The organism is Streptomyces sp. CC53 (assembly GCF_001865245.1).
Lineage (GTDB): Bacteria > Actinomycetota > Actinomycetes > Streptomycetales > Streptomycetaceae > Streptomyces.
The window spans coordinates 25,201-48,574 of sequence record NZ_MKXB01000020.1; the positions used below are offsets into that span (position 1 = coordinate 25,201).

At 73.9% G+C, this 23,374-nt stretch carries 24 protein-coding genes; 7 read left to right on the plus strand and 17 right to left on the minus strand.

The features are described 5' to 3' along the window. Positions 1 to 9 precede the first annotated feature (9 nt). The 4 genes from BJP40_RS01710 to BJP40_RS01725 form a co-directional block, all read right to left on the minus strand. Entirely contained in the window at positions 10 to 666 is a 657-nt protein-coding gene (locus BJP40_RS01710; RefSeq protein WP_371258584.1) for a VanZ family protein, read from the minus strand. Positions 667 to 806: 140 nt separating this feature from the next. After that, positions 807 to 1,520: a hypothetical protein gene (locus BJP40_RS01715; RefSeq protein WP_107416670.1), complete on the minus strand. Its 714-nt coding sequence runs from the start codon at positions 1,518 to 1,520 to the stop codon at positions 807 to 809. Beyond that, the gene (locus tag BJP40_RS01720) at positions 1,498 to 3,096 is read right to left on the minus strand and encodes a HAMP domain-containing sensor histidine kinase (protein ID WP_071277993.1); all 1,599 of its coding nucleotides are present in this window, start codon (positions 3,094 to 3,096) and stop codon (positions 1,498 to 1,500) included. Before BJP40_RS01720 ends, BJP40_RS01715 begins: the two co-directional genes overlap by 23 nt. A 24-nt stretch (positions 3,097 to 3,120) precedes the next feature. Then, entirely contained in the window at positions 3,121 to 3,798 is a 678-nt protein-coding gene (locus tag BJP40_RS01725; protein WP_177204278.1) for a response regulator transcription factor, read from the minus strand. Positions 3,799 to 4,022: 224 nt separating this feature from the next. Here BJP40_RS01725 and BJP40_RS01730 point away from each other — a divergent pair, with 224 nt between their 5' ends. Further along, complete coding sequence (locus BJP40_RS01730) at positions 4,023 to 4,766, plus strand: SigE family RNA polymerase sigma factor (protein WP_071277999.1); 744 nt, start codon at positions 4,023 to 4,025, stop codon at positions 4,764 to 4,766. Positions 4,767 to 5,007: 241 nt separating this feature from the next. Here the strand turns inward: BJP40_RS01730 and BJP40_RS01735 are convergent, their stop codons facing one another. Continuing rightward, complete coding sequence (locus BJP40_RS01735; protein ID WP_079170842.1) at positions 5,008 to 5,727, minus strand: uridine kinase; 720 nt, start codon at positions 5,725 to 5,727, stop codon at positions 5,008 to 5,010. Between the two features lie 56 nt (positions 5,728 to 5,783). On the opposite strand from BJP40_RS01735, the gene BJP40_RS01740 reads away from it, so the two are divergent. Next, positions 5,784 to 6,122 carry a hypothetical protein gene (locus tag BJP40_RS01740; protein ID WP_071264665.1) on the plus strand — a complete coding sequence of 113 codons (339 nt, stop codon included), beginning with the start codon at positions 5,784 to 5,786 and terminating at the stop codon, positions 6,120 to 6,122. A gap of 78 nt (positions 6,123 to 6,200) precedes the next feature. Here BJP40_RS01740 and BJP40_RS01745 read toward each other — a convergent pair whose 3' ends face one another. From BJP40_RS01745 to deoC, 3 genes are read right to left on the minus strand one after another with little or no spacing between them, the layout of a single operon-like run. Further along, the gene (locus BJP40_RS01745) at positions 6,201 to 7,133 is read right to left on the minus strand and encodes an aldehyde dehydrogenase family protein (RefSeq protein ID WP_071278005.1); all 933 of its coding nucleotides are present in this window, start codon (positions 7,131 to 7,133) and stop codon (positions 6,201 to 6,203) included. Next, complete coding sequence (locus BJP40_RS01750) at positions 7,126 to 8,562, minus strand: aldehyde dehydrogenase family protein (protein WP_071278008.1); 1,437 nt, start codon at positions 8,560 to 8,562, stop codon at positions 7,126 to 7,128. The genes BJP40_RS01745 and BJP40_RS01750 overlap by 8 nt, the downstream gene beginning before the upstream one ends. A gap of 6 nt (positions 8,563 to 8,568) precedes the next feature. Next, positions 8,569 to 9,513: a deoxyribose-phosphate aldolase gene (gene deoC / locus BJP40_RS01755; protein WP_079170843.1), complete on the minus strand. Its 945-nt coding sequence runs from the start codon at positions 9,511 to 9,513 to the stop codon at positions 8,569 to 8,571. A 173-nt stretch (positions 9,514 to 9,686) separates the two neighbouring features. Here deoC and BJP40_RS01760 point away from each other — a divergent pair, with 173 nt between their 5' ends. After that, entirely contained in the window at positions 9,687 to 10,283 is a 597-nt protein-coding gene (locus tag BJP40_RS01760; protein WP_071278014.1) for a PH domain-containing protein, read from the plus strand. Between the two features lie 376 nt (positions 10,284 to 10,659). Here BJP40_RS01760 and BJP40_RS01765 read toward each other — a convergent pair whose 3' ends face one another. The 4 genes from BJP40_RS01765 to BJP40_RS01780 form a co-directional block, all read right to left on the minus strand. Further along, positions 10,660 to 12,309, minus strand: a complete 1,650-nt coding sequence (locus tag BJP40_RS01765) for a phospho-sugar mutase (RefSeq protein WP_071278016.1) — start codon at positions 12,307 to 12,309, stop codon at positions 10,660 to 10,662. Positions 12,310 to 12,380: 71 nt separating this feature from the next. Continuing rightward, the gene (locus BJP40_RS01770; RefSeq protein ID WP_071278019.1) at positions 12,381 to 13,205 is read right to left on the minus strand and encodes a purine-nucleoside phosphorylase; all 825 of its coding nucleotides are present in this window, start codon (positions 13,203 to 13,205) and stop codon (positions 12,381 to 12,383) included. Between the two features lie 551 nt (positions 13,206 to 13,756). Beyond that, entirely contained in the window at positions 13,757 to 14,038 is a 282-nt protein-coding gene (locus BJP40_RS01775) for a type II toxin-antitoxin system RelE/ParE family toxin (protein ID WP_071278022.1), read from the minus strand. Between the two features lie 49 nt (positions 14,039 to 14,087). After that, complete coding sequence (locus BJP40_RS01780) at positions 14,088 to 14,525, minus strand: gamma-glutamylcyclotransferase (protein WP_071264680.1); 438 nt, start codon at positions 14,523 to 14,525, stop codon at positions 14,088 to 14,090. 158 nt (positions 14,526 to 14,683) lie between these two features. On the opposite strand from BJP40_RS01780, the gene BJP40_RS01785 reads away from it, so the two are divergent. After that, a complete protein-coding gene (locus tag BJP40_RS01785; RefSeq protein WP_368406424.1) occupies positions 14,684 to 16,192 on the plus strand; it encodes an NAD(P)H-quinone dehydrogenase in 1,509 nt (502 codons plus the stop codon). A 291-nt stretch (positions 16,193 to 16,483) separates the two neighbouring features. After that, entirely contained in the window at positions 16,484 to 17,443 is a 960-nt protein-coding gene (locus BJP40_RS01790) for a DeoR/GlpR family DNA-binding transcription regulator (protein ID WP_071278025.1), read from the plus strand. Between the two features lie 942 nt (positions 17,444 to 18,385). Here BJP40_RS01790 and BJP40_RS01795 read toward each other — a convergent pair. Both BJP40_RS01795 and BJP40_RS01800 read right to left on the minus strand, forming a co-directional pair. Further along, entirely contained in the window at positions 18,386 to 18,949 is a 564-nt protein-coding gene (locus BJP40_RS01795) for a TetR/AcrR family transcriptional regulator (protein ID WP_071271415.1), read from the minus strand. Between the two features lie 108 nt (positions 18,950 to 19,057). Beyond that, positions 19,058 to 20,818 carry a biotin carboxylase N-terminal domain-containing protein gene (locus BJP40_RS01800; RefSeq protein ID WP_071271421.1) on the minus strand — a complete coding sequence of 587 codons (1,761 nt, stop codon included), beginning with the start codon at positions 20,816 to 20,818 and terminating at the stop codon, positions 19,058 to 19,060. 358 nt (positions 20,819 to 21,176) lie between these two features. Here BJP40_RS01800 and BJP40_RS01805 point away from each other — a divergent pair, with 358 nt between their 5' ends. Further along, positions 21,177 to 21,608, plus strand: coding sequence for a hypothetical protein (locus tag BJP40_RS01805; RefSeq protein ID WP_071278027.1), 432 nt, complete (start codon positions 21,177 to 21,179; stop codon positions 21,606 to 21,608). A gap of 94 nt (positions 21,609 to 21,702) precedes the next feature. Here BJP40_RS01805 and BJP40_RS01810 read toward each other — a convergent pair whose 3' ends face one another. Both BJP40_RS01810 and mmpB read right to left on the minus strand, forming a co-directional pair. Beyond that, positions 21,703 to 22,305: a nucleoside triphosphate pyrophosphatase gene (locus tag BJP40_RS01810; RefSeq protein WP_071278029.1), complete on the minus strand. Its 603-nt coding sequence runs from the start codon at positions 22,303 to 22,305 to the stop codon at positions 21,703 to 21,705. A 50-nt stretch (positions 22,306 to 22,355) separates the two neighbouring features. Beyond that, positions 22,356 to 22,484, minus strand: a complete 129-nt coding sequence (gene mmpB / locus BJP40_RS35100; protein ID WP_256220593.1) for a morphogenic membrane protein MmpB — start codon at positions 22,482 to 22,484, stop codon at positions 22,356 to 22,358. Between the two features lie 97 nt (positions 22,485 to 22,581). On the opposite strand from mmpB, the gene BJP40_RS01815 reads away from it, so the two are divergent. Then, positions 22,582 to 22,980, plus strand: a complete 399-nt coding sequence (locus BJP40_RS01815; protein WP_071278031.1) for a hypothetical protein — start codon at positions 22,582 to 22,584, stop codon at positions 22,978 to 22,980. Positions 22,981 to 23,161: 181 nt separating this feature from the next. Here the strand turns inward: BJP40_RS01815 and BJP40_RS01820 are convergent, their stop codons facing one another. Then, positions 23,162 to 23,374: an acyl-CoA carboxylase epsilon subunit gene (locus BJP40_RS01820; RefSeq protein ID WP_071278033.1), complete on the minus strand. Its 213-nt coding sequence runs from the start codon at positions 23,372 to 23,374 to the stop codon at positions 23,162 to 23,164.

Below are 23,374 nucleotides of genomic sequence, written 5' to 3' on the forward strand. Positions count from 1 at the left end.
ACCATCGGACTACGGGGCGATCCCGACCCTGGGAATCGTCGGGGTAGGCCCCTGAGAGCCGTCCTCCCTCAGGAGGGCCCCGCCCCGACCGTTCCTCCCGCCCAGGGCGGAGGCCCGCTCGCCCGCCGAGCGCACCGCCGCCGCGACCGCGCCCCGGACCCCCGGCCGGCCCCCGCGACCGTCCCCGTGCAGCTCCAGCCGGCGCCGCAGCCGCGCCCGCCAGGCGGGCACCACCGCGAGGTGGGCCAGCGCCACACCGGTGGTGTTCAACAGCAACTGGTCCACGTCCACGACCCGCCCCGGCACCGCGGTCTGCAGCAACTCGATCCCCAGCGACACCAGCGCGCCACCCGCCGCGGTGCGCAGCAGCGACGCCCACGGCGCCACGTCCAACCGCGCGTCCGCCAGCGGCAGCAGCACGCCCAGCGGCGCCAGCAGCAGCAGCCCACCGGCGATCCGCCGCGCCGCCTCCACCGGGCCCAGCGCCAGGTCCGCCCTGATCCCCGCCAGCGGCTCCCAGTTCGCGGCCGTCACCCACATCACGTCCAGCGGGCGCAGCGTCAGCCACCCCACGATCGCGAGGTGGACGAAGAGGAGGACCAGCCCCGCCACGCGGTGGCGGATGACGGCACTGCCGCCCGAACCATGACGCTGCACGCCCCCCAAGACGCGAGGTGCGGCGGCATCGGTTCCGCCCGGACGCACTCCGCCCCGCGCCCGGGCGACTGCGCCGCTCGGCAGCGGTGCGGGCGCCGGCAGACCCCGCGTCCCGGCCGCGGCCCGCCCGGCCGGCTCGTGCGCCACGATCAGGCCGACCGCGTCGGCACGGGCGACTCGGGGCGTTCCTTGACGGCCCGGTCGCAGACGTAGTGGCGCACCGGGTAGTCGCCGGGGCCGCCCAGCGGCACCGCACCCGCCGCCACCGCGCCGGCGCCCGCGTAGGTGCAGACGATCTGCGACAGCGCCGCGGGCGCCAGGTCCTCGGGCTGCCGGCTGAGCCGCAGCGCTCCCTCAGGGTCGCCGTCCCGCCCCTCCGACACCGTCAGCGGGCCCTGCACGTACGTGGCGAAGCCGGCCTGCCGCTCCGCCTCCGACGGCTGCTGCGCCAGCGCGTCCAGCAGGGCCTGTGCCGCGGCCACCCGCGCCGCCCCGCCGCCCGTCGGCAGCCGAAGCGTCCTGTCCATCGTCGCCAGACCGGAGGCGCACACCAGGTACACCGCCTCGGTGCGGGGTGCGGCCGACGTCCGCGCCGCCTCCGAGGCCGCGCCCGGGTCGGGTTCCGGGGTGGCCGCCGGCGGAGGGTCGCACGACATCCGGGACGGCGCGCCGCCCGCGTCGACCGGCACCGACGTCGTCCGGATCCCGCAGCCCGCGGTCACCGCGGCCAGCACCGCCGCACCCGCGAGCACCAGGGACCGGCGGCGCACCGCCGCGCCCCTGCCCGTGCCGCCTCCCGCACGGGAACCGGGTCCGCCGACCGGTGCCGCCCCGGACGGCTCAGGCGCCTGCTTGGCTGTCACTCCGCTGTTCCTCATCCCCTGGACCGTCGCTTTCCCCCCGGCCGCCCCGCCGCGCGCCCTCGCCGCCGTCCCGGCCGGCCACCCCCGAGCCGTCCCTCGGCAGCCGCAGGGTGAAGACGGCGCCGTCGCCGTCCGGCGAGTTCTCCGCCGTGATGCTGCCGCCGTGGATCAGGGCGTTCTCCATGGCGATCGACAGGCCGAGCCCGCTGCCCTCCGAGCGCGGCCGTGACGCGCTCGCCTTGTAGAAGCGGTCGAAGACGTGCGGCAGCACCTCCTCCGGAATGCCCGGCCCGTGGTCCCGTACCCGTACGACGAGGTCGTCGCCGTCCGTCCGCACCGCGACCCGCACCGGCGACCCGCCGTGCTTCAGCGCGTTGCCGATCAGGTTCGCGAGGACGACGTCCAGCCGCCGCGGATCCAGCCGGGCCACCAGACCCCGCTCCGCGTCGAGTTCCACCGCGTCCAGCCACGCCCGTGCGTCGATGCAGGCCGTCACCTGGTCGGCCACGTCCACGTCGTCGAGCACCAGCCGGGCCGTGCCCGCGTCGAAGCGGGTCACCTCCATCAGGTTCTCGACCAGCGTGTTCAGCCGCCGCGTCTCGCTGACGACCAGCGCCACCGCCGGGGCGATCATCGGGTCCAGGCCGTCCTGCTCCTCCTCCAGGACCTCCGTCACCGCCGTCAGCGCCGTCATCGGCGTGCGCAGCTCGTGCGACATGTCCGCCACGAACCGGCGGCTCGACTCCTCCCGGGCGCTCATGTCCGCGACCTTCTTCTGGAGGTTCTCCGCGGCGTCGTTGAACGTCCTTGCCAGCTCGGCCAGTTCGTCCGTGCCCGACACGCGCAGCCGGGTGTCGAGCCGGCCCTCGCCGAGCCGCCGGGCCGCCTCGCCGAGCCGGTGCACCGGCCGCAGCACCGTCGTCGCCGCGAACTGCGCCAGCAGCGCCGACCCCAGCAGCGCCACCAGCGTCGCCACGCCCAGCGACCAGGCCAGCGAGTTCAGGTCCTGACGCTCCGGCTCCAGCGACTTGTACATGTAGCCGGTCGGCCCGCCGCCGATGATCCGCGTCCCGCCCACCAGGTACGGCGTCCCGCCCCGCTCCGTACGCAGCCAGAACAGGTGGTACGGGTGGTCGTTGCCGGAGCCCACCTCCTGCTCCTCGGCCACCGCGGCCCGCAGCGTCTGCGGCACGTCCTTCCAGGTGAAGCGGTCCGGGTCGGACGCCCCGACGATGGGCTTGCCCTCCTCGCGCTCGCCCAGCAGCAGCACGCTGTACCCGCCGCCGCCCGCCGCCATCTGCTCGGCGGCGCGCCGCAGTTCCTCCTCGGTCGGCCGCAGCGGCAGCACCGCCGCCCGGTTCTGCATCTCCTGCCGGAAGTCGCGCAGCGCCGTGTCCTGCGTACGCGTCAGGACCGCCTCGCGGTTCAGCCAGTAGGCGATGCCCGACGCGGACACCGCGGCGGCCAGCGCGACCAGCCCGAACACGGCGATGAGGCGCACCCTCAGACTCGTCCACCGCCGGCCGGGGGGCAGCGCCGCCCCGCCGTTCCTGGTGCTCTTCGCGGCACCGCTCACTGTGCTGTTCCCGTCACTACGATCCTACGAAGGGGTGTCCAGGCGGTAGCCGACACCGCGCACCGTACGGATCAGGGTCGGCGAGGACGGCACGTCCTCCACCTTCGCCCGCAGGCGCTGCACACAGGCGTCCACCAGGCGCGAGTCGCCGAGGTAGTCGTGCTCCCACACCAGCCGCAGCAGCTGCTGCCGCGACAGCGCCTGCCCGGGGCGGCGGCTCAGCTCCAGCAGCAGCCGCAGCTCGGTCGGCGTGAGCTGCAGCTCCTGCCCGTGCTTCGTCACCGTCATCGCGGACCGGTCGATCACGAGCGCCCCGAACGTCGCCGAGTCCGTCGTCTCCCGCTCGCCGCGCCGCAGCACCGCCCGGATCCGGGCGTCCAGCACCCGGCCCTGCACCGGCTTGACGACGTAGTCGTCCGCACCCGACTCCAGACCGACGACCACGTCGATGTCGTCGCTGCGCGCGGTCAGCAGGATGATCGGCAGCTGGTCGGTGCGGCGGATCCGCCGGCACACCTCGAAGCCGTCGATGCCAGGCAGCATCACGTCCAGCACAACCAGGTCCGGCCGCTGTTCCCGCAGCATCTTCAGACCCTCTTCGCCGGACGCGGCAGTGGCCACCCGGTGGCCCTGTCGCGAAAGCGAGAGTTCGAGGGCCGTGCGGATGGAGTCGTCGTCCTCGATCAGCAACAGGAAAGGCACGCCGTCATTCTGTCTCATGGGGCGCGGCGAGTTCGACACCCGGAGCGCTCCCACGGCCCCACCGGTACCGGACCGGTATGTCACCGCACGGTCAGAGGACGGTCCGCGCCGTGTCACACGCCCCTGTTGCAGGCCTGTGACAGTCGGCGGACAGCGCCATGAAGTGGCCCCGGCAGTCTTTTGGTCACACGGACGAACCGACTCCAGGACGACAGGGGGGCGTGATGAACGCAGTGCCGCACAGCACCACTCCGAGCGCGAGCGCAGTGGTCACGCGCCTCCACGACGTCGTCCGGAGCGCGGAGAAGTCCGGTGCCGTGAACGGGCGGGGGTGCGTTCGCGGCGCCGGGCGTCAGCACAAGGCGCCGTACATGGTCGCCGTGGCTGACGGGGGAAGGGCGTACGGGGAGGGCCCGGGGGAGCGCGCGGAGCGGACGGGGACGAGCGCCGAAGCGGCGTTCACCGCCTACGTCCAGGAGCGACGCGCCTCCCTGTACGCCACGGCCTACCACCTCACCGGCGACCGCCACGAGGCGGAAGACCTGCTGCAGACGGCGCTGTTCTCCACGTACCGCGCCTGGGACCGCATCAGCGACAAGGCGGCCGTCGGCGGCTACCTGCGGCGGACGATGACGAACCTGCACATCAGTGCCTGGCGGCGGCGCAAGCTCAACGAGTACCCGACGGAGGAGCTGCCGGAGACGGTGGGCGACTCCGACGCGATGCGGGGCACTGAGCTGCGCACGGTGCTCTGGCAGGCGCTGGCCCGGCTGCCCGAGCAGCAGCGCACGATGCTGGTGCTGCGCTACTACGAGGGCCGCACCGATCCGGAGATCGCCGACATCCTCGACATCAGCGTCGGCACGGTGAAGTCGAGCATCTGGCGGTCGCTGCGCCGACTGCGCGAGGACGAGGTCCTCAGCTTCGGGCGCGACCAGGAGGAGTCCTTCGGCCAGCTCGTGGCCTGAGGGTACGGGGGGACACGGGGGAGGCGGTCACGGTCTCGGGGGAGACCGGCGGCCGCCACGGGGGACCGGGGGGATCCACGGGGGGTACGGGGGAACACCTGCGCCGGACAAGCTGGGGGGCTTGTCCGGCGCATTCCCCTGTTCGGGCCGGGGGCTGTGCCGCCGCATCCCGCAGCAGTGAGGGCTGCCGCCCGCCACCGGGGTGCGACGGCGGCAGCCGCGCGGCGGGTCGGCCGCGGTGTCAGCCGCCCTGCGGTGCGGGGGCCGTTGCGGCGGCGAGGGGTCGGCGGCGGCCCGCGGCGGCGGCCTCCAGACGACCCAGCGCCTGCTTCTTGTCGCACGCGTGCGCGCCCAGCGCGGTCTGCCGCGCCACGATGGACCGCTCGGCCCGCATCAGCCGCCAGCCGCGGCGCAGCAGGAACGGCACCGACTTGCGGCCCTCGCGCAGGTCGCGCAGGAGCCGGCGGCGGAACGTGGTCGACGGCCGACCGCGCAGGCACAGGGCGTCGGCGAGCAGGCCGAGCTCCTGGCAGCGGCGCGCGATGTCGGCGGCGAAGATGCCCTCCGCCACGAACAGCGGGGTGCGCTCGATGTCGAAGGCGTCCCAGGACACGCGGGAGCTGGTGGCGATGTCGTACACCGGGACGGTGGTGCGTCCGGTGGCGCAGAGCTCGGCGATCGCGGCGACCGCCGCGTCCGCGTCCCAGGACCCGGGCGCGTCCCAGTCGATGTCCGTGCTGCCCGGCACGAGGGGGAGGGTCGGGTCGCCGGCCTCCTTGTAGAAGTCGTCGAGCCGCAGCACGGGCAGGCCGGTGCGGGCGGCGAGGGACGACTTTCCGGAGCCGGAGGGGCCCGCGAGCAGGACGACGCGGGTCGGGATCGGTTGCGCACTCACGGGACACCAGTGTGAACCATTGAGCCGGTAGGGGGACCCCGCCGTGCACCCGTTGGTATCGAGCATCACACCTCCCCTACGCTGCGTCCTCGATCGAGCACCCTCAGGTGAGGACCAGTGTGATGAACCGTTTGCTGAAGGCCGGGCTGACCGTGTCGGCGGTGGGCGCCGCGCTCGGAGCGGCCGGGGGAGCGGCGCATGCGGCCCCGCAGCTGCACGACGTCGACCCGGCCGCCTCCGTGCAGGCGCTGACGGGCGCGGTCCCGCACGTGGCGGGCCCGGTCAAGCACCTCAAGATCAACCCGCTGGCGGAGACCGGGGTGGACCCGCTGGACAACGGGGTCGGCACGCAGGTGGCCGACTTCCAGCCGGTCGACACGACCTCGGTGACGGGGTCGCTGACCAACGTCCCGAGCCTGCCGGTGGCGGGCCCGCTGCTGGGCGGGGTCGTGCCGGGCTGAGGCGGCCCCGGCAGGGGCACGGCCCCGCCTCCCCTGGACGGCGGGGAGGCGGGGCCGCGGTACGGCGGGGCGTACGGCTCAGTACGACGAGCCGGAGGCGCCCAGGGAGCCGGTGGGGTGCCAGACCCTCTTTGTCTCCAGGAAGGCGGTCAGCCGGCCGGTGCCGGGGTCGGCGAACCAGTCGGTCCTGTCCACAGGCCGGGGGCGCAGGACCCGCTTGAGGTTGTCCGCCGCCGCGACCTCCAGGTCCCGGGCCAGTTCGGTGTCGCCCGCCGCGCCGGTCAGGTCGACGGCGTTCACGTCCTGGTGGGCGGCCAGCGGCGCGGCGATCTCCGCGGTGCGGCCGGACAGGATGTTCACCACACCGCCGGGCAGGTCCGAGGTGGCCAGCACCTCGGCCAGCGACAGGGCGGGCAGCGGGGCCTTCTCGGCGGCAACGACGACCGCGGTGTTGCCGGTGGCGATCACCGGCGCGACCACGGACACCAGGCCCAGCAGCGACGACTCCTGCGGCGCCAGCACCGCCACGACACCGGTCGGCTCCGGTGTCGACAGGTTGAAGTACGGCCCGGCGACCGGGTTGGCGCCGCCGACGACCTGGCTGATCTTGTCGGTCCAGCCCGCGTACCACACCCAGCGGTCGATGGCCGCCTCGACGGTCTCCGCCGCCTTGGACTTCGACAGGCCCTCGGCGTCGGCCACCTCCCGCACGAACTGGTGCCGGCGGCCCTCCATCATCTCCGCGACCCGGTACAGGATCTGGCCGCGCAGGTAGGCGGTGGCGCCGGACCAGCCGCCGAACGCCTTGCGGGCGGCGACCACCGCGTCACGGGCGTCCTTGCGGGAGGCGAGCGGCGCGTTCGCCAGCCAGGTGCCCCGGCCCGCCGCGTCGGAGGCTGATGTCGCTGTGGTCACTTCGTACACCCGGCCGCTCTCGGAACGAGGGAACTTCCCGCCCACGTACAGCTTGTAGGTCTTGAAGACGCTCAGCCGCGTCGCCGACTCAGACATCGAGGTACGCCTCCAGACCGTGGCGGCCGCCCTCGCGGCCGAAGCCCGACTCCTTGTAGCCGCCGAACGGCGAGGTCGGGTCGAACTTGTTGAACGTGTTGGACCAGACGACGCCCGCGCGGAGCTTGCCCGCGACCGCGAGGATGCGGGAGCCCTTCTCGGTCCAGATGCCCGCCGACAGGCCGTACTGGGTGTTGTTGGCCTTCGCGACGGCCTCGTCCGGGGTGCGGAAGGTCAGCACCGACAGGACGGGCCCGAAGATCTCGTCACGGGCCACCGTGTGCGCCTGCGTGACGTTCGTGAACAGCGTCGGCGCGAACCAGTAGCCGTGCGCGGGAAGCTCGCAGGCGGGCGACCAGCGTTCGGCGCCCTCCGCCTCGCCGGTCTCCGCGAGGGCCGTGATGCGGGCCAGCTGCTCGGCGGAGTTGATGGCGCCGATGTCGGTGTTCTTGTCCAGCGGGTCGCCCAGGCGCAGCGTGGACAGCCGCCGCTTGAGGGACTCCAGCAGCTCCTCCTGGACCGACTCCTGGACGAGGAGGCGGGAGCCCGCGCAGCAGACCTGGCCCTGGTTGAAGAAGATGCCGTTGACGATGCCCTCGACGGCCTGGTCGACGGGGGCGTCGTCGAAGACGATGTTGGCGCCCTTGCCGCCGAGCTCCAGCGTGAGCTTCTTGGAGGTGCCGGCGACCGTGCGGGCGATCTCCTTGCCCACGGCGGTGGAGCCGGTGAAGGCCACCTTGTCGACGTCCGGGTGGGCGACCAGGGCGGCCCCGGCGTCCCCGTACCCGGGCAGGATGTTGACGACGCCCTTGGGCAGCCCCGCCTGGCGGCAGATGTCCGCGAAGAACAGGGCGGACAGCGGGGTGGTCTCCGCGGGCTTCAGGACGACCGTGTTGCCCGCGGCGAGCGCCGGGGCGATCTTCCACGCCAGCATCAGCAGCGGGAAGTTCCACGGGATGACCTGGCCGGCGACGCCGAGCGGCTTCGGGTCCGGGCCGTAGCCGGCGTGGCCGAGCTTGTCGGCCCAGCCGGCGTAGTAGAAGAAGTGCGCGGCGACCAGGGGCAGGTCGGCGTCACGCGTCTCCCTGATCGGCTTGCCGTTGTCGAGGGTCTCCAGGACGGCCAGCTCGCGGGAGCGCTCCTGGATGATCCGGGCGATGCGGAAGAGGTACTTGGCGCGCTCGCGGCCGGGCAGCGCCGACCACTTGCCGAACGCCTTGCGGGCCGCCTTGACCGCCCGGTCGACGTCCTCGGCGCCGGCCTGGGCGACCTCGGCCAGCACCTCCTCGGAGGAGGGGCTGACGGTCTTGAACACCTTGCCGTCGGCGGCGTCGGTGAACTCGCCGTCGACGAAGAGCCCGTACGAGGGGGCGATGTCGACGACGGAGCGCGACTCCGGAGCCGGTGCGTACTCGAATGCGGATGCCATGGTGTATCAGTCCACCGTCACGTAGTCGGGGCCGGAGTAGCGGCCGGTGGCGAGCTTCTGGCGCTGCATCAGCAGGTCGTTGAGCAGGCTCGACGCGCCGAACCTGAACCAGTGCGGGTCCAGCCAGTCCCCGCCCGCGGTCTCGTTGACCAGGACCAGGAACTTGACCGCGTCCTTCGTGCTGCGGATGCCGCCCGCCGGCTTCACGCCCACCTGGACACCGGTCTGCGCGCGGAAGTCGCGGACGGCCTCCAGCATGAGCAGGGTGTTGGCGGGGGTGGCGTTGACCGCGACCTTGCCGGTCGACGTCTTGATGAAGTCCGCGCCCGCGAGCATGCCGAGCCAGGAGGCGCGGCGGATGTTGTCGTACGTGGAGAGTTCGCCCGTCTCGAAGATCACCTTCAGGCGGGCGGTCCCGCAGGCCTCCTTCACCGCGCGGATCTCGTCGTGGACCTTCAGGTAGTGGCCCGCGAGGAACGCGCCGCGGTCGATCACCATGTCGATCTCGTCCGCCCCGGCGGCCACGGCGTCGCGGGTGTCCGCGAGCTTCACGCCGAGCGCGGCGCGGCCGGCCGGGAAGGCGGTGGCCACGGAGGCCACCTTCACGTCCGTACCGGCGAGGGCGGCCTTGGCCGTCTCCACCATGTCGGGGTAGACGCACACCGCGGCGGTACGGGGCGCGGTGCGGTCGGTCGGGTCGGGGTGGACGGCCTTGGCGGCGAGCGCCCGGACCTTGCCCGGGGTGTCCGCGCCTTCCAGCGTCGTCAGGTCGATCATCGAGATGGCCAGGTCGATGGCGTACGCCTTGGCCGTCGTCTTGATCGAGCGGGTACCGAGGGACGCGGCGCGCGCCTCAAGACCGACGGGGTCCACGCCGGGCAGCCCGTGGAGGAAGCGGCGCAGCGTGCTGTCGGACGCGGTCACGTCAGCGAAGGGTGCATTGTCGGGCATGGTCACCAGGTGAGCATATCTACGCGCGTAGCGGCCTGTACAGAGCAGGACAGCCGACGGAGGTCACGACTGCGCATCCGTGAACCGGAACGCGCAGGCGAGCGCGGCGCGGGCCGCAGCCGGGTGCAGTACCTCACACCGGCGTCCCGGCGGCCTGAGGCACAATCGCCCCCATGACGACCCCTGAGCAGCAGCCCGGCACCCCCGACCCCTCCGCGGAGCCCGCGTACGCGGACCGGGTCTACCGGTCCCCGATGGGTATGGCCGGCGGTGCTCTGCTCCTCGCGATCGGCCTGTGGATGGGTGTCGACGCGATGCTGCGGGGCGACGGCCGGGTGCCGTGGACGGCCGCCGCGCTGCTGCTGCTCGGCGTGCCGCTGGTGGTGGCGTTCACCTTCCGCCCCGCCGTGCACGCGAACGCGGACCGCGTCAGGATCCGCAACCCCTTCCGCACGATCGAGCTGCCCTGGGGCACGGTGGCCGCGGTGCGCGCCTCCTACTCGACGGAGGCCGTGACCCGCGACGGCGCCAAGTACCAGGTGTGGGCCGTCCCCGTGTCCCTCAGGGCCCGGAAGAAGGCGCTGCGCGGCGGGGGCGCCACCGCGGAGGGCGGCAAGGACCGGCCGCTGGACGTGCTCAAGGAACTAGCGGAGCGGGGCGCCGAGCGCCCCACCGCCCAGGGCGAGCCCCGGGTCCGCTGGTGCTACGAGGTCCTCGCCCCGGCGGCGGTCGGCCTGGTGGCGCTCGTGGTGCTGCTGGCCACGGCCTGACACCGCCGGCGTGGCCGCCCCGGACCCGCGGGCCTCGCCGGCGGCGGGACCCCGGGGGAGGCGCCACGGCCGCCCCAGGGGCCGTGGCCCGCGAGGGCGGGTTCCGGCACGGGCCGAGGCTCCGCGTTGAGCCGTGCGGCACGGCAGGGGGGCGTACCGGCCGGCGCGTGCCGCCACGGCGAAGGGGCCGAGCATCGCGTACCGCCGCACAGGTGGGCGGAGAGCCGGCCGCAGCGGACCGCCGCACGGGTGTGGCGGAGGGGGCGGGCCGCGTGCTCGCCGGGCGCGACCCCGCACAGGGCGCTGTGCCCGTTGTACGCCGGAGGGGCCGGCCCGGGTCGTTCCGGGCCGGCCCCTCCGCCGGGCAGGGGAAGCGTCAGATGCCTGCCGCGGCCGCCAGGTCGCGCTTGACGGCCTCCAGGACCCCGGCCGCGCTGGTGCGGGCGTCCGCCAGCCCCGGGGCGTCCGCGACCGGGACCACGACCTCCAGGTAGCACTTCAGCTTCGGCTCCGTACCGCTCGGGCGGACGATGACGCGGGCCTTGTAGTCGCCCTCCAGGTAGTACCGCAGCCCGTCGGTCGGGGGCAGCGCCTGCGACCCCTTCGTCAGGTCCTCGGCCGACACCACCGTCAGCCCGCCCAGCTTCGCCGGGGGCGCCTCGCGCAGGCGGCGCATCGCCTCCGAGATGACCGACAGGTCCTGCACGCGGACCGACAGCTGGTCCGTGGCGTGCAGGCCGTGCGCCACCGCCAGGTCGTCCAGCAGGTCCGACAGGGTCCGGCCCTGCTCCTTCAGCTCCGAGGCCAGCTCCGTGACCAGCAGGGCCGCCGTGATGCCGTCCTTGTCCCGGACGCCGCCCGGGTCCACGCAGTAGCCGAGGGCCTCCTCGTAGCCGTACCGCAGGCCGTCCACGCGGGCGATCCACTTGAAGCCGGTCAGGGTCTCCGCGTGACCCACCCCGCCCGCCTCCGCGATGCGCCGCAGCAGCGAGGACGACACGATCGACTCCGCGAAGACGCCCTGCGCCCCCTTGTGGACGAGGTGCTCCGCCAGCAGGGCGCCCACCTCGTCGCCGCGCAGCATCCGCCAGCCGCCCGGGGACGCGGTGTCCGGCACGGCCACCGCGCAGCGGTCCGCGTCCGGGTCGTTCGCGATCACGAGGTCCGGCCGGGCCTCCCGCGCCGTCGCGAACGCCAGGTCCATGGCGCCCGGCTCCTCCGGGTTCGGGAACGCCACGGTGGGGAACGCCGGATCGGGCTCCGCCTGCTCCGCCACCAGCACCGGAGCCGGGAAGCCCGCCCGCTCGAAGGCCGCCAGCACCACGTCCTTGCCGACGCCGTGCATCGCCGTGTAGACGACCCGGGCGGTGCGCGGGCCGCCGGGGGTGAGGACCGCGTCCGTGCGCGCCAGGTACGCGTCCAGGACCTCGTCGCCCAGCGTGTCCCAGCCGTCCTCGGCGCGCGGCACGTCCGCCAGCGAACGCACCGCCGCGATCTGCGCCGCGATCTCCGCGTCCGCCGGCGGCACGATCTGCGAGCCGTCGCCCAGGTACACCTTGTAGCCGTTGTCCCGCGGCGGGTTGTGGCTGGCCGTGACCTCCACGCCCGCGACCGCACCCAGGTGCCTTATCGCGTACGCGAGGACGGGCGTCGGCAGCGGCCTCGGCAGGAGCGCGGCCCGCAGGCCCGCGGCGACCATCACGGCGGCCGTGTCCCGGGCGAAGTCCGCCGACTTGTAGCGGGCGTCGTAGCCGACGACGACCAGGCCCCCGCCGCTGCCCTGCTCCTTCAGGTACGCGGCCAGGCCGGCCGCCGCGCGGATGACCACGGAGCGGTTCATCCGCATCGGTCCGGCGCCCAGCTCGCCGCGCAGTCCGGCCGTGCCGAACTGCAGCGTGCCGGCGAAGCGGGCGGCCAGCTCGTCGAGGTCCCGCTCGGCGAGGAGGGCGGCGAGCTCCTCGCGGGTCTCGCCGTCCGGGTCCTCCGCGAGCCATGCCTCCGCCTGCGCGATCAGGTCCTGGTGCACGGTCTGCCTCTCTGGATGTGTGTCGTACGCGTACGGGGTGGTCCTGCCCTGTGCCGGTACCCGGCGGTGCCTCAGATGCGCTCCAGCACCCGGGTGAGGAGCTGGCCCATGCGCGCAGCGGAGTCGCGACCGGCCTGCAGGACCTCCTCGTGGTTCAGCGGCTCACCCGAAAGGCCCGCGGCCAGATTGGTGACGAGCGAGATGCCCAGGACCTCGGCGCCCGCCTCGCGGGCCGCGATGGCCTCCAGGACGGTCGACATGCCGACGAGGTCGCCGCCCAGGACGCGGACCATGTTGATCTCGGCCGGGGTCTCGTAGTGCGGCCCGGGGAACTGGACGTACACGCCCTCTTCGAGGCTGGGGTCCACCTCCTTGCACAGCGCGCGCAGCCGCGGCGAGTAGAGGTCCGTCAGGTCGACGAAGTTGGCGCCGACGATCGGGGAGGCGGCGGTCAGGTTCAGGTGGTCGCCGATCAGCACCGGCTGGCCGGGACGCATGCCTTCGCGCAGACCACCGCAGCCGTTGGTGAGCACGACGGTCTTGCAGCCGGCGGCGACGGCGGTGCGCACGCCGTGGGCGACGGCGGCGACGCCGCGGCCCTCGTAGAAGTGCGTGCGGCCCAGGAAGACCAGGGCCCGCTTGTCGCCGATGCGGTACGAGCGCAGCTTGCCGCCGTGGCCTTCGACCGCGGGCGGCGGGAACCCGGGCAGCTCGGTGACGGGGAACTCGTGCTCGGGGCTGCCGAGCGCGTCGGCGGCGGGGGCCCAGCCGGAGCCCATCACGAGGGCGACGTCGTGGGTCTCGGCGCCGGTCAGCTCACGCAGGCGGGAAGCGGCCTGGTCGGCGGCGGCGTAGGGGTCGCCCAGGGGGCGTTCCGGAGTAGCAGATGCGTTCACGCGACGAGGGTAACCCGAACGGGCCTACGCGCGTAGATGACAGGCCCTACGGTGTTCGGATCGTTGCGTTGTGGTTTCCGCCGAATCGGCCGGGCGACCCCTGGGAGGCGGCTTGCGGCCCTCCGCAGCCCGGAACTCCGGCCCTCCTGAGCATGCGGTTCCCGCCCTGCCGTCCTGCCGTCCTGCCGGCCCACGGACCTGCCGACTCTTCGGGGGCTGCCGGTCCACGGCCCTCCGGGCCTGCCGGTCCACGCTCCTCCGGGCCTGCCGGTCTCCGGTCCTCCGGGCCGGCAGGGGCTGCGGCTCTGCAGGGCCTGGTGCTCTTCCGGCCCTGCCGGTCCTCCGGGCTGAGGGGCTTGGGCTCTTCCGGGCCTGCGGCCTTCCGCGGGCCTGCTGGGCCTCGGGCTTCCGGGCCCGCCGGTCCTCCGGGCCTGCCCGGGCTTCGGGCTCGCGGTCCCGCTGGTCCCGGCTCCTCGGGCCCCCGCCTCTCGCCCACGGATTTCCGGGCCTGCCCGCCCTCCGTGCCTTCGCGGCCCTGGAGGGCGGGCAGGTCAGTCGTCGGCGTCGGTGACGAGGACGTCCTTGTTGTTGAAGACCTCGACGATGAAGATCAGCAGGCGCCCCAGGCTCACGGTGTACTCGACCAGGATGTTCTGCGTGAGGAGGATGGTGCGGTCGTCCCCGGTGGCGCTTATGGGGCGGGAGAGATCGAGGAACGGGTCGCGGGCGATGAGGGCGATGCCCTTGTCGAACGCCGACCGCTGGTGGTCGTCCAGCCGATCGCGGGCCGAAGCGGCCTGCTCGGTGAAGTGCACCTGGTAGGTCCGAGACATGATGATCCCTCCGCCTGTCCTGGCGCGAGTCTATCGCCGCCGGCCGCCCTCAGCAGGGCCGTTTGCGCAGCTCCATCACGTAGTCGTGGGGGGCGCCCGCCGACTCGGCCGCGTCGGCGACCTCACCCAGGTAGCGGGCCGACGGCAGCCCGCCCTCGTAGCCGTTGAGCACGTACGTCCAGGCGGACTCCTCGCCGTCCAGGGTGTGCACCCGCACGCGCAGCCGCCGGTAGATGTCCAGCCCGACGCCCTCCCAGCGGTCCATCGAGTCCTCGTCCATCGGGGCGATGTCGTACAGCGCGACGAAGACCTGCGAGCAGGGGTCCTCCACGATCGTGGCGAGGGCCCCCTCCCAGCCCATCTGCTCGCCGCCGAAGGTCAGGCGCCAGCCGTTCATCCAGCCGGTCCCGCGCAGCGGGGAGTGCGGGGCGCGGCGGGACATCAGCCGCGCGTCGAGATTGCCGGCGTACGCGGCGTAGAGCGACATGGGTCGAGAGTACGTGAGGGGTGGGGCTGCGCGCTGGCCGCGGGCGCAGGGAGGCGGGTGCGACCGCGCGGCCGGAAGCGGCCGAACGAGGACCCGGGGCTGAGCGGGCTCGGGCAGTGCGGGACAATGAAGTACGTACTCCCTTCCTTCCGAGGACCATTCCCGACCCCCGGGCCCGCACAGTCCGCGGGGTTGCCGTGACGAGAGCGCGAGGCGTGACCCCAGTGACCCGGATCGTGATCATCGGTGGCGGACCCGGCGGATACGAGGCGGCCCTGGTGGGCGCCCAGCTCGGCGCGGAGGTGACCGTCGTGGACTGCGACGGCCTCGGCGGGGCGTCCGTCCTGACCGACTGCGTACCCTCCAAGACCCTCATCGCGACCGCGGAGGTCATGACGACCTTCGACTCCTCCTACGAGGAGCTGGGCATCATCGTCGCCGACGACACACCCCACGTGGACACACCCGCACGGGTGGTCGGCGTCGACCTGGGCAAGGTGAACCGCCGGGTGAAGCGGCTCGCGCTCGCCCAGTCCCACGACATCACCGCGTCCGTCACCCGGGCCGGCGCCCGGGTGATGCGCGGCCGGGGCCGACTCGACGGCGCGCAGGCGCTCGACGGCTCCCGGAAGGTCGTGGTCACCGCCGCCGACGGCTCCGAGGAGACCCTCACCGCCGACGCCGTCCTCATCGCGACCGGCGGCCACCCGCGCGAGATCCCCGACGCCCAGCCGGACGGCGAGCGCATCCTCAACTGGACGCAGGTGTACGACCTGGAGGAGCTCCCCGAGGAGCTCATCGTGGTGGGTTCCGGTGTGACCGGCGCCGAGTTCGCCGGCGCGTACCAGGCGCTCGGGTCCCGCGTCACGCTCGTCTCGTCGCGCGACCGGGTGCTGCCCGGCGAGGACCCGGACGCGGCGGCCGTACTGGAGGACGTGTTCCGGCGCCGCGGCATGAACGTGATGGCGCGCTCGCGCGCCCAGTCCGCCAAACGGGTCGGCGACCGCGTCGAGGTCACCCTGTCGGACGGGCGGGTCATCTCCGGCACCCACTGCCTCATGGCGGTCGGTGCCATCCCGAACACCGCGGGCATGGGCCTGGAGGAGGCCGGTGTGCGGCTGAGGGACTCCGGCCACATCTGGACCGACAAGGTGTCCCGCACGACGGCGCCCGGCGTGTACGCGGCCGGCGACGTGACGGGCGTCTTCGCGCTGGCGTCGGTGGCCGCCCAGCAGGGCCGCATCGCGATGTACCACTTCCTGGGTGAGACGGTGACGCCGCTCAACCTGAAGACGGTGTCGTCGAACGTGTTCACGGACCCCGAGATCGCCACCGTCGGGTACACCCAGGCCGACGTGGACGCGGGCAAGATCGACGCCCGGGTCGTCAAGCTGCCGCTGCTGCGCAACCCGCGGGCCAAGATGCAGGGGGTGCGGGACGGCTTCGTCAAGATCTTCTGCCGGCCGGGCACCGGCATCGTGGTGGGCGGCTGTGTCGTCTCGCCCCGAGCCAGTGAGCTGATCCACCCCATCTCGATCGCGGTCGACAACAATCTGACCGTCGAGCAGATCGCGAACGCCTTCACCGTGTACCCGTCCCTGTCGGGATCGATCGCCGAGGTGGCACGGCAGTTGCACACCCGGAAGTCGGCGGGCGCAGAGGCATGACCCCGCGGCGGCCCGACGCAGGCCGGGGGCGGGGCGAGGGGTAAGGGGTGGCGTAAGGTCGCCAATCCGGTCAAACGGACACCCTTGGCCAGGGGGCAACCCCCGGCAACTCCCGGCAAGTCGGGACAATCCGCGGTCGAAGACCGTTCATGGACGGGGCCACCCATACCACTTGGCGGCCCCGTCTGTTCGCAACTTCTCGGATTCGGCGCATACGGCTGCAAACCCTCGACCGCTGGGGTTACTGTCAGTTTCGTGTTCGCTGCAGAACGTCGCCAGTTGATCCTAGAAATGGTGCGGGCCAATGGGGCGGTATCGCTCCGGGAGCTCGCCCGCGTCGTCCAGACCTCCGAAGTGACCGTACGGCGGGACGTGCGCGCGCTGGAGGCAGAAGGACTCCTCGACCGCCGGCACGGCGGTGCGGTACTGCCGGGCGGATTCACGCGAGAGTCCGGCTTCCCGCAGAAATCCCATCTCGCGACCGCCGAGAAGACCGCCATCGCGGACGTCGCGGCGGGCCTCGTCGAGGAGGGCGAGGCCATCGTGGTCGGCGCCGGGACGACCACGCAGGAGCTGGCCCGCCGGCTGGCCCGCGTCCCCGGCCTGACCGTCGTCACCAACTCCCTCCTCGTCGCCCAGGCCCTCGCCCACGCCAACCGCGTGGAGGTGGTGATGACCGGCGGCACCCTGCGCGGCTCCAACTACGCGCTCGTCGGCAGCGGCGCGGAGCAGTCCCTCCACGGGCTGCGGGTGTCCCGCGCCTTCCTGTCCGGCGCGGGCCTCACCGCGGAACGCGGCCTGTCGACCTCCAACATGCTGTCGGCGAGCGTCGACCGGGCGCTCGTGCAGGCGGCGGCGGAGGTCGTGGTCCTGGCCGACCACGGCAAACTCGGTACGGACACCATGTTCCAGACCGTTCCGACCGACCTCATCACCCGCCTCGTCACGGACGAGCCGCCCGGCCACGACGAGCGCGCCGCCATGGAGCTCCAGGCCCTGGCCGACCAGGGCGTCCAGATCACGGTCGCCTCCTCCTCCGGCACGGCTGCCGGCGGCGGCCCCTCCTCGGGGCCCGGCCCGCGCACCGCGGAGGGAGGCCCGTCGGGCCGCCAGCACCGCAGGGACGTTCCGCTCCCGGGCCAGCGCGGCCGCCACCCCGGCGCCCCGCTCCGCGCCGCCTCCCTCACCGCGGCCGTGGACCCCGCACCGGCGGACCGCCCGGCCCGCGTGGCGGACCTGCGCCGCCGCTGAACCCGGCTCCCTCAGGGAGCCTCCCCGTGCCCGGTGGGTACGTCGGCCCGGCGGAGTGGCGGCCACCGGACCCTCCTGAGGGCGGGGCCCGCCGCCGTGCTCCGTTCGGTATGCCGTCCGTGCCGGTCACCGGTGTGGCCCTGCGATCTGCGGGGACACGTTCCGGCCTTTGGCGGACACGCCTCAGAAACCTCTACGGGCGAGTCGTGCGGCTTCACGCCGACCGCGAGGACCGGCACGCCGGGGCGCGTACGCGGCGGGCGCGTCCGCCGGCCTAAGGATCACGCGCGCCCCCGCCGGCCTAGGGATCATGCGCGCGCCCGTCAGCCTCCGGATCACGCGCGCGCCCGCCGCCGACCCGGGCGCGGGCGCAGGCACGGGTCGGGCTGCGGGCGGCGCGGGAGACACGCGGGCGGGGCGTGGCCTCGCCCCCCGGACACAGCCGCACCGCGGTGCACGAGGAGGTCCCCGAAGCCGCCCGGGTACCGCAGTCCGTGGCCCTCACGGGGTGACGGGCGGTGGGTGCCAGCGGGTCCGCAAGGAGGGGGCCTCGGGGCAGGGCGGGTCCGGTGCCGATCCGGTGCTCGGAGGCCCTCGCCCCCACGGTCCCGGGTGGGGGTGCGGGCGTCGGCCGGTCCCCAACGGCCTCGGGGGCGACGGAGGCCCGCAGGGGACGCCCTCATGGGCGCCGGGTGATCCCCGCGCCGACGCGGGTCCGGTGCCGATCCGGTGCTCGGAGGTCCTTGCCCGCGACGGTCCTGGGCGGGGGTGCGGGCGTCGGCCGGTCTGCAACGGTCTGGAGGGCGACGGAGGCCCGCAGGGGACGCCCTCATGGGCGCCGGGAGATCCCCGCGCCGACGCTGGTCCGGTGTCGGCTGCGGCCTGCTTCGGGGGCCCGTGCCGGTGGGGCCCTGAGCCGGCGGCGGCCCGCGCCGGCGGGACTCAGGCCTTGAGTCCGCGGAGGGTCAGGGTCAGCAAACGGTCGGCCAGTTCGGGGTCCTCGGCGTCCTGCTCCGCCGCCAGGGCTATCGCGTTGGTGAGCTGCATCAGATCGCCGATCGACACGTCCGCCCGTACCGCGCCCGCCTCCTGCGCGCGGACCAGCAGGCGGTCACCCGCCGCACGCAGCGGTTCACTGCACTCGGACAGCGCCGAACCCGGCTCGTACGGCGCCGACATCAGCGCGCGCGCCAAGCCCCGGTACTCACCGGCATGGGTCACGATGGCCCGCAGCCACTCCACCAGTGCCGTGCACGGCTCCTCGGTGTCCGCGAGCTCCCGGGACCGCTCCAGCAGGGTCGCCAGCGCGTCCTGGAAGACGGCGTTCAGCAGGGCGGGGCGGTTCGGGAAATGCCGGTAGAGGGTGCCGATCCCCACGCCCGCGCGCCGCGCGATCTCCTCCAGCGCGGCGTCCGCGCCCTGCTCCGCGAAGGCCGCGCGCGCCACGCGCAGCAACCGCTCGTGGTTGCGCCGGGCATCGGCCCGCATGGGCCGGGTCGTGGTCATCGCCGCACCCTCCTCGTACTCCAGGATGCCATCCGGCGGGTACGGGCGAGGGGCCCTCCGCAACGATCCGGAAGGCCCCTCGCGCCGGGCTGCGCCGCGGCGCGGCCGTCAGTCCTTGATCTCGCAGATCGCCGCGCCGGACGTCACCGAGCCGCCGACCTCGGCGCTGAGGCCCTTGACGGTGCCGGCCTTGTGGGCGTTCAGCGGCTGCTCCATCTTCATGGCCTCCAGGACCACGATGAGGTCGCCCTCGTCGACCTCCTGGCCCTCCTCGACGGCCACCTTCACGATGGTGCCCTGCATCGGGGAGGCGAGGGTGTCGCCGGAGGCCGCGGCGGCGGCCTTCTTCTTGGCGCGCCGCTTCGGCTTCGCCCCGGCGGCGAGACCGGTGCGGGCCAGGGACATGCCGAGCGACGTGGGGAGGGAGACCTCCAGGCGCTTGCCGCCGACCTCGACGACGACCGTCTCGCGACCGGGCTCCTCGTCCGCCTCCGCGTCGGCGGGCGCGGCGAAGGGCTTGATCTCGTTGACGAACTCGGTCTCGATCCACCGGGTGTGGACCGTGAAGGGGCCCTCGGCGGGGGCGAACGCCGGGTCGGCGACGACCGCGCGGTGGAACGGGATGGCGGTCGCCATGCCCTCGACCTGGAACTCGGCGAGCGCGCGCCGCGCCCGCTCCAGGGCCTGCTGCCGGGTGGCGCCGGTGATGACCAGCTTGGCGAGGAGGGAGTCCCAGGCGGGGCCGATCACCGAGCCGGACTCGACGCCGGCGTCGAGGCGGACGCCCGGGCCGGTCGGCGGGGAGAACAGGGTCACCGTGCCCGGGGCGGGCAGGAAGCCGCGGCCCGGGTCCTCGCCGTTGATGCGGAACTCGAAGGAGTGGCCGCGGACGGCCGGGTCGCCGTAGCCGAGCTCCTCGCCGTCGGCGATGCGGAACATCTCCCGCACGAGGTCGATGCCGGTGACCTCCTCGGTGACCGGGTGCTCGACCTGGAGGCGGGTGTTGACCTCCAGGAAGGAGATCGTGCCGTCGGCGCCGACGAGGAACTCCACGGTGCCCGCGCCGACGTAGCCGGCCTCCTTCAGGATGGCCTTCGACGCGCGGTACAGCTCGGCGTTCTGCTCGTCGGTCAGGAACGGCGCGGGCGCCTCCTCGACGAGCTTCTGGTGGCGGCGCTGCAAGGAGCAGTCACGCGTGGACACCACGACGACGTTGCCGTGCTTGTCCGCCAGGCACTGCGTCTCCACGTGGCGGGGCTTGTCCAGGTAGCGCTCCACGAAGCACTCACCGCGGCCGAACGCCGCGACGGCCTCGCGGACCGCCGAGTCGTAGAGCTCGGGGACCTCTTCGAGGGTGCGGGCGACCTTCAGCCCGCGCCCGCCGCCGCCGAAGGCGGCCTTGATCGCGATCGGCAGACCGTGCTCGCGGGCGAACGCGACGACCTCGTCCGCACCCGACACGGGGTCCGGGGTGCCGGCCACCAGCGGCGCGCCGGCGCGCTGGGCGATGTGCCGGGCGGCGACCTTGTCGCCGAGGTCGCGGATCGCCTGCGGCGGGGGGCCGATCCAGACCAGCCCGGCGTCCATGACGGCCTGGGCGAACTCCGCGTTCTCCGACAGGAAGCCGTAGCCGGGGTGGACCGCGTCGGCCCCCGAGTCCTTGGCCGCCTGGAGCACCTTGGCCATGTCCAGGTAACTGGCGGCCGGGGTGTCACCGCCCAGGGCGAATGCCTCGTCGGCCGCACGGACGTGCAGGGCGTCCCGGTCCGGGTCGGCGTAGACGGCTACGCTGGCGATCCCGGCGTCCCGGCAGGCACGGGCGACACGGACAGCGATTTCGCCACGGTTGGCGATGAGCACCTTGCGCACGATGGCTCCCTCCATTCCCAAAACACGCTGAGTTTAGGGACTGCCGACACGACGTTTCGACTGTTCCCCAGTCGTGAGGTTGCCCACACGGAGCGTGAAACGGGGTCTCTCGGGCCTCAGGACCCCTTGTCCTGCCACGGTAAGCAGGGCTTCTCCACTGCACAGTAGCCCTGCGGTGTGGCCAAGGTCTCTGTCCTGGGGGCCAGCGGGGCGGGTTGTTTCTTTGTGGAGTCCCTACGAATGGGCGAATGATTCTTTGCCGTTGCGTCAGGACCCTTGCCCAGGGGTTTACCGGTGAGTAGCCTGCGCGTTGTTTCTCCGTACTAGCGGTAACAGGCCGAGTGCGCAGGGGGTACCCGTGGCGACCCGCAGACCGATAGCGCTGACGGCGGCCACCGCGCTGCTGCTGGAAGCGGTGGGCGTGCTCGTGCTGCACGCGGTGCTCGCGAAGGTCCAGGGCGACCAGCGGATGTCGCTGGCGGACCTGGACCCCGGCGCGATGGTCGCCGGCACCTGGGCGATGGGCGCCGTCCTCGGCGCCTACCTGGCGCTGTGCGGGGCGGCGCTCCTCCGCGTCGGCGTCCGCGACCGCGCGCCCACCCGCCGGGTGCGGATCCTGCTGGTCTCCTGCGCGCTCACGCACGGCGTGCTGGGCGCGGTGGCCGTGGCCGTGGTCGGCTGGACCGCCTTCGCGGTGCTGATGCTCGTGCTGGGCCTGGTGGTGCTGGCCCTCGTCGCGTACGGGGACGAGACCGCGGCCGGGCAGGAGGGCGCGGCGGCGGCGCCGTAGCCGCACGGGGGCGCGTCGGGCACGCCCCTGGCCGCGGCCGCGTGGGCACCGGCGAGGCGTCAGACGGTGGCTGCGGCGGGCGCGGCGGGGACGGTCACGTCCACAGGTCCGTCATGGCAACGCCCAACTGCCCCAGCAGGCGCCGGAAGAGCGGCAGGGACAGTCCGATGACGTTGCCGGGGTCCCCGTCGATGCCCTCGATGAACGGGGCCGAGCGGCCGTCCAGGGTGAACGCGCCCGCCACGTTCAGGGGTTCGCCCGTAGCCACGTACGCGGTGATCTCGTCGTCCGTGGGGTCGCCGAAGCGGACCAGCGTGGACGCCGTTCCGGACGCGTACCGCTTGGCCGCGGTGTCGTGCACGCAGTGGCCCGTCTGGAGGACGCCGACGCGGCCGCGCATGGACTTCCAGCGGGCGACGGCCTCCTCGGCGTCCGCCGGCTTGCCCAGGGCCCGGCCGTCCAGTTCCAGGACCGAGTCGCAGCCGACGACCAGTGTGCCCTGGGCCTCCGGCTTCGCGGCCACCAGGGACGCCTTGGCCTCCGCCAGGGCGAGCGCCAGCTCGGCGGGGGTGGGGGCGGTGATGCGGTCCTCGTCGAAACCGCTGACGATGACCTCCGGTGCGAGTCCCGCCTGCCGCAGCAGTCCGAGGCGGGCAGGGGAGGCTGAGGCGAGGACGAGGCGACGCTGTGGGCTCATGGCGCCATCGTACGGAAACGGGGGCGGCGATCCGCGACCCTCCGACCCGGTCAGCGCAGGCCCGTCGCGAGCATCAGGAACAGCATCGCGACGGCCAGCAGGACCCCTGCCCGGCGCAGCATGGCCTGCGTGGCCCGCATCTCCTCGGGCGGCTCGTTCTCGGGGTCGGACCACAGCATCCTCCGATGGTGCGCCCGCGCCGGGCGGGGCGCCTGAGTACGCGTACTCATCTGCGCCGCCAGGCCGTTGTCAGCGGCGGGTGCGAGCCTGTGCCGTATGACTCCTCTGACCCTGCTCGACCTGGACCGGGCGCTGCGGGCCTGCTGGGCGGCGGACACCGCCTCGCCCGACGACCGCGACGTGTGGCGGCCGGAGAACCCCTCCTGGGGGCACTGTGACATCACGTCCCTGGTCGTCCACGACCTGTTCGGCGGCGACCTGGTCGTCGGCGAGGTGCACGTCGACGGCGCACAGCGCGGCTACCACTGGTGGAACCGGCTGGCGAGCGGCGTCGAGCTGGACCTGACGAGGGAGCAGTTCCGGCGCGGGGAGGCGATATCCGCCGCCCGGGTCGTGCAGCGGCCTCCCGGTCCGCTGCCGCGCCGGTGGGACGCGTACCTGTTGCTCAGGGAGCGGCTGCGGGCGCACCTCGGGGACCTGCCCGAGCCCTGCTGAGGCCCGCGCCTCGGGTTCCGCCCCGCCGGTACGGCGGGCGGCCTGCGTCCGTCGGGGCGGGACCCACTGCGGTGCGGTGCGCGCAGTCCGGCCACCGTACCGGCGCCGCCCCTGCGCTCGACGTGCGCGCGCCCCGGCGTGTGCGCGGGGCGCGGGCACAGGGCGGCGGGCCCCGCCGGGGTCAGCCGGGCCAGTACGTGCGGGACCAGGACGCCGCACCCGGGCGCCGCGTGCGGACGCGGGCGATGCGCGACGGCTCGGACCACGCGTCCGGCGTGGCGGGCTCGCCGCCCGCGTCCGGCGCCGAGGCCGCCGCCGCGGCGCGCGCCCTGACCACCGCCAGGGCGGCGGCCAGCTCCTCCGGGGTCGGGTTGCCCCGTACGACTCTGATCAT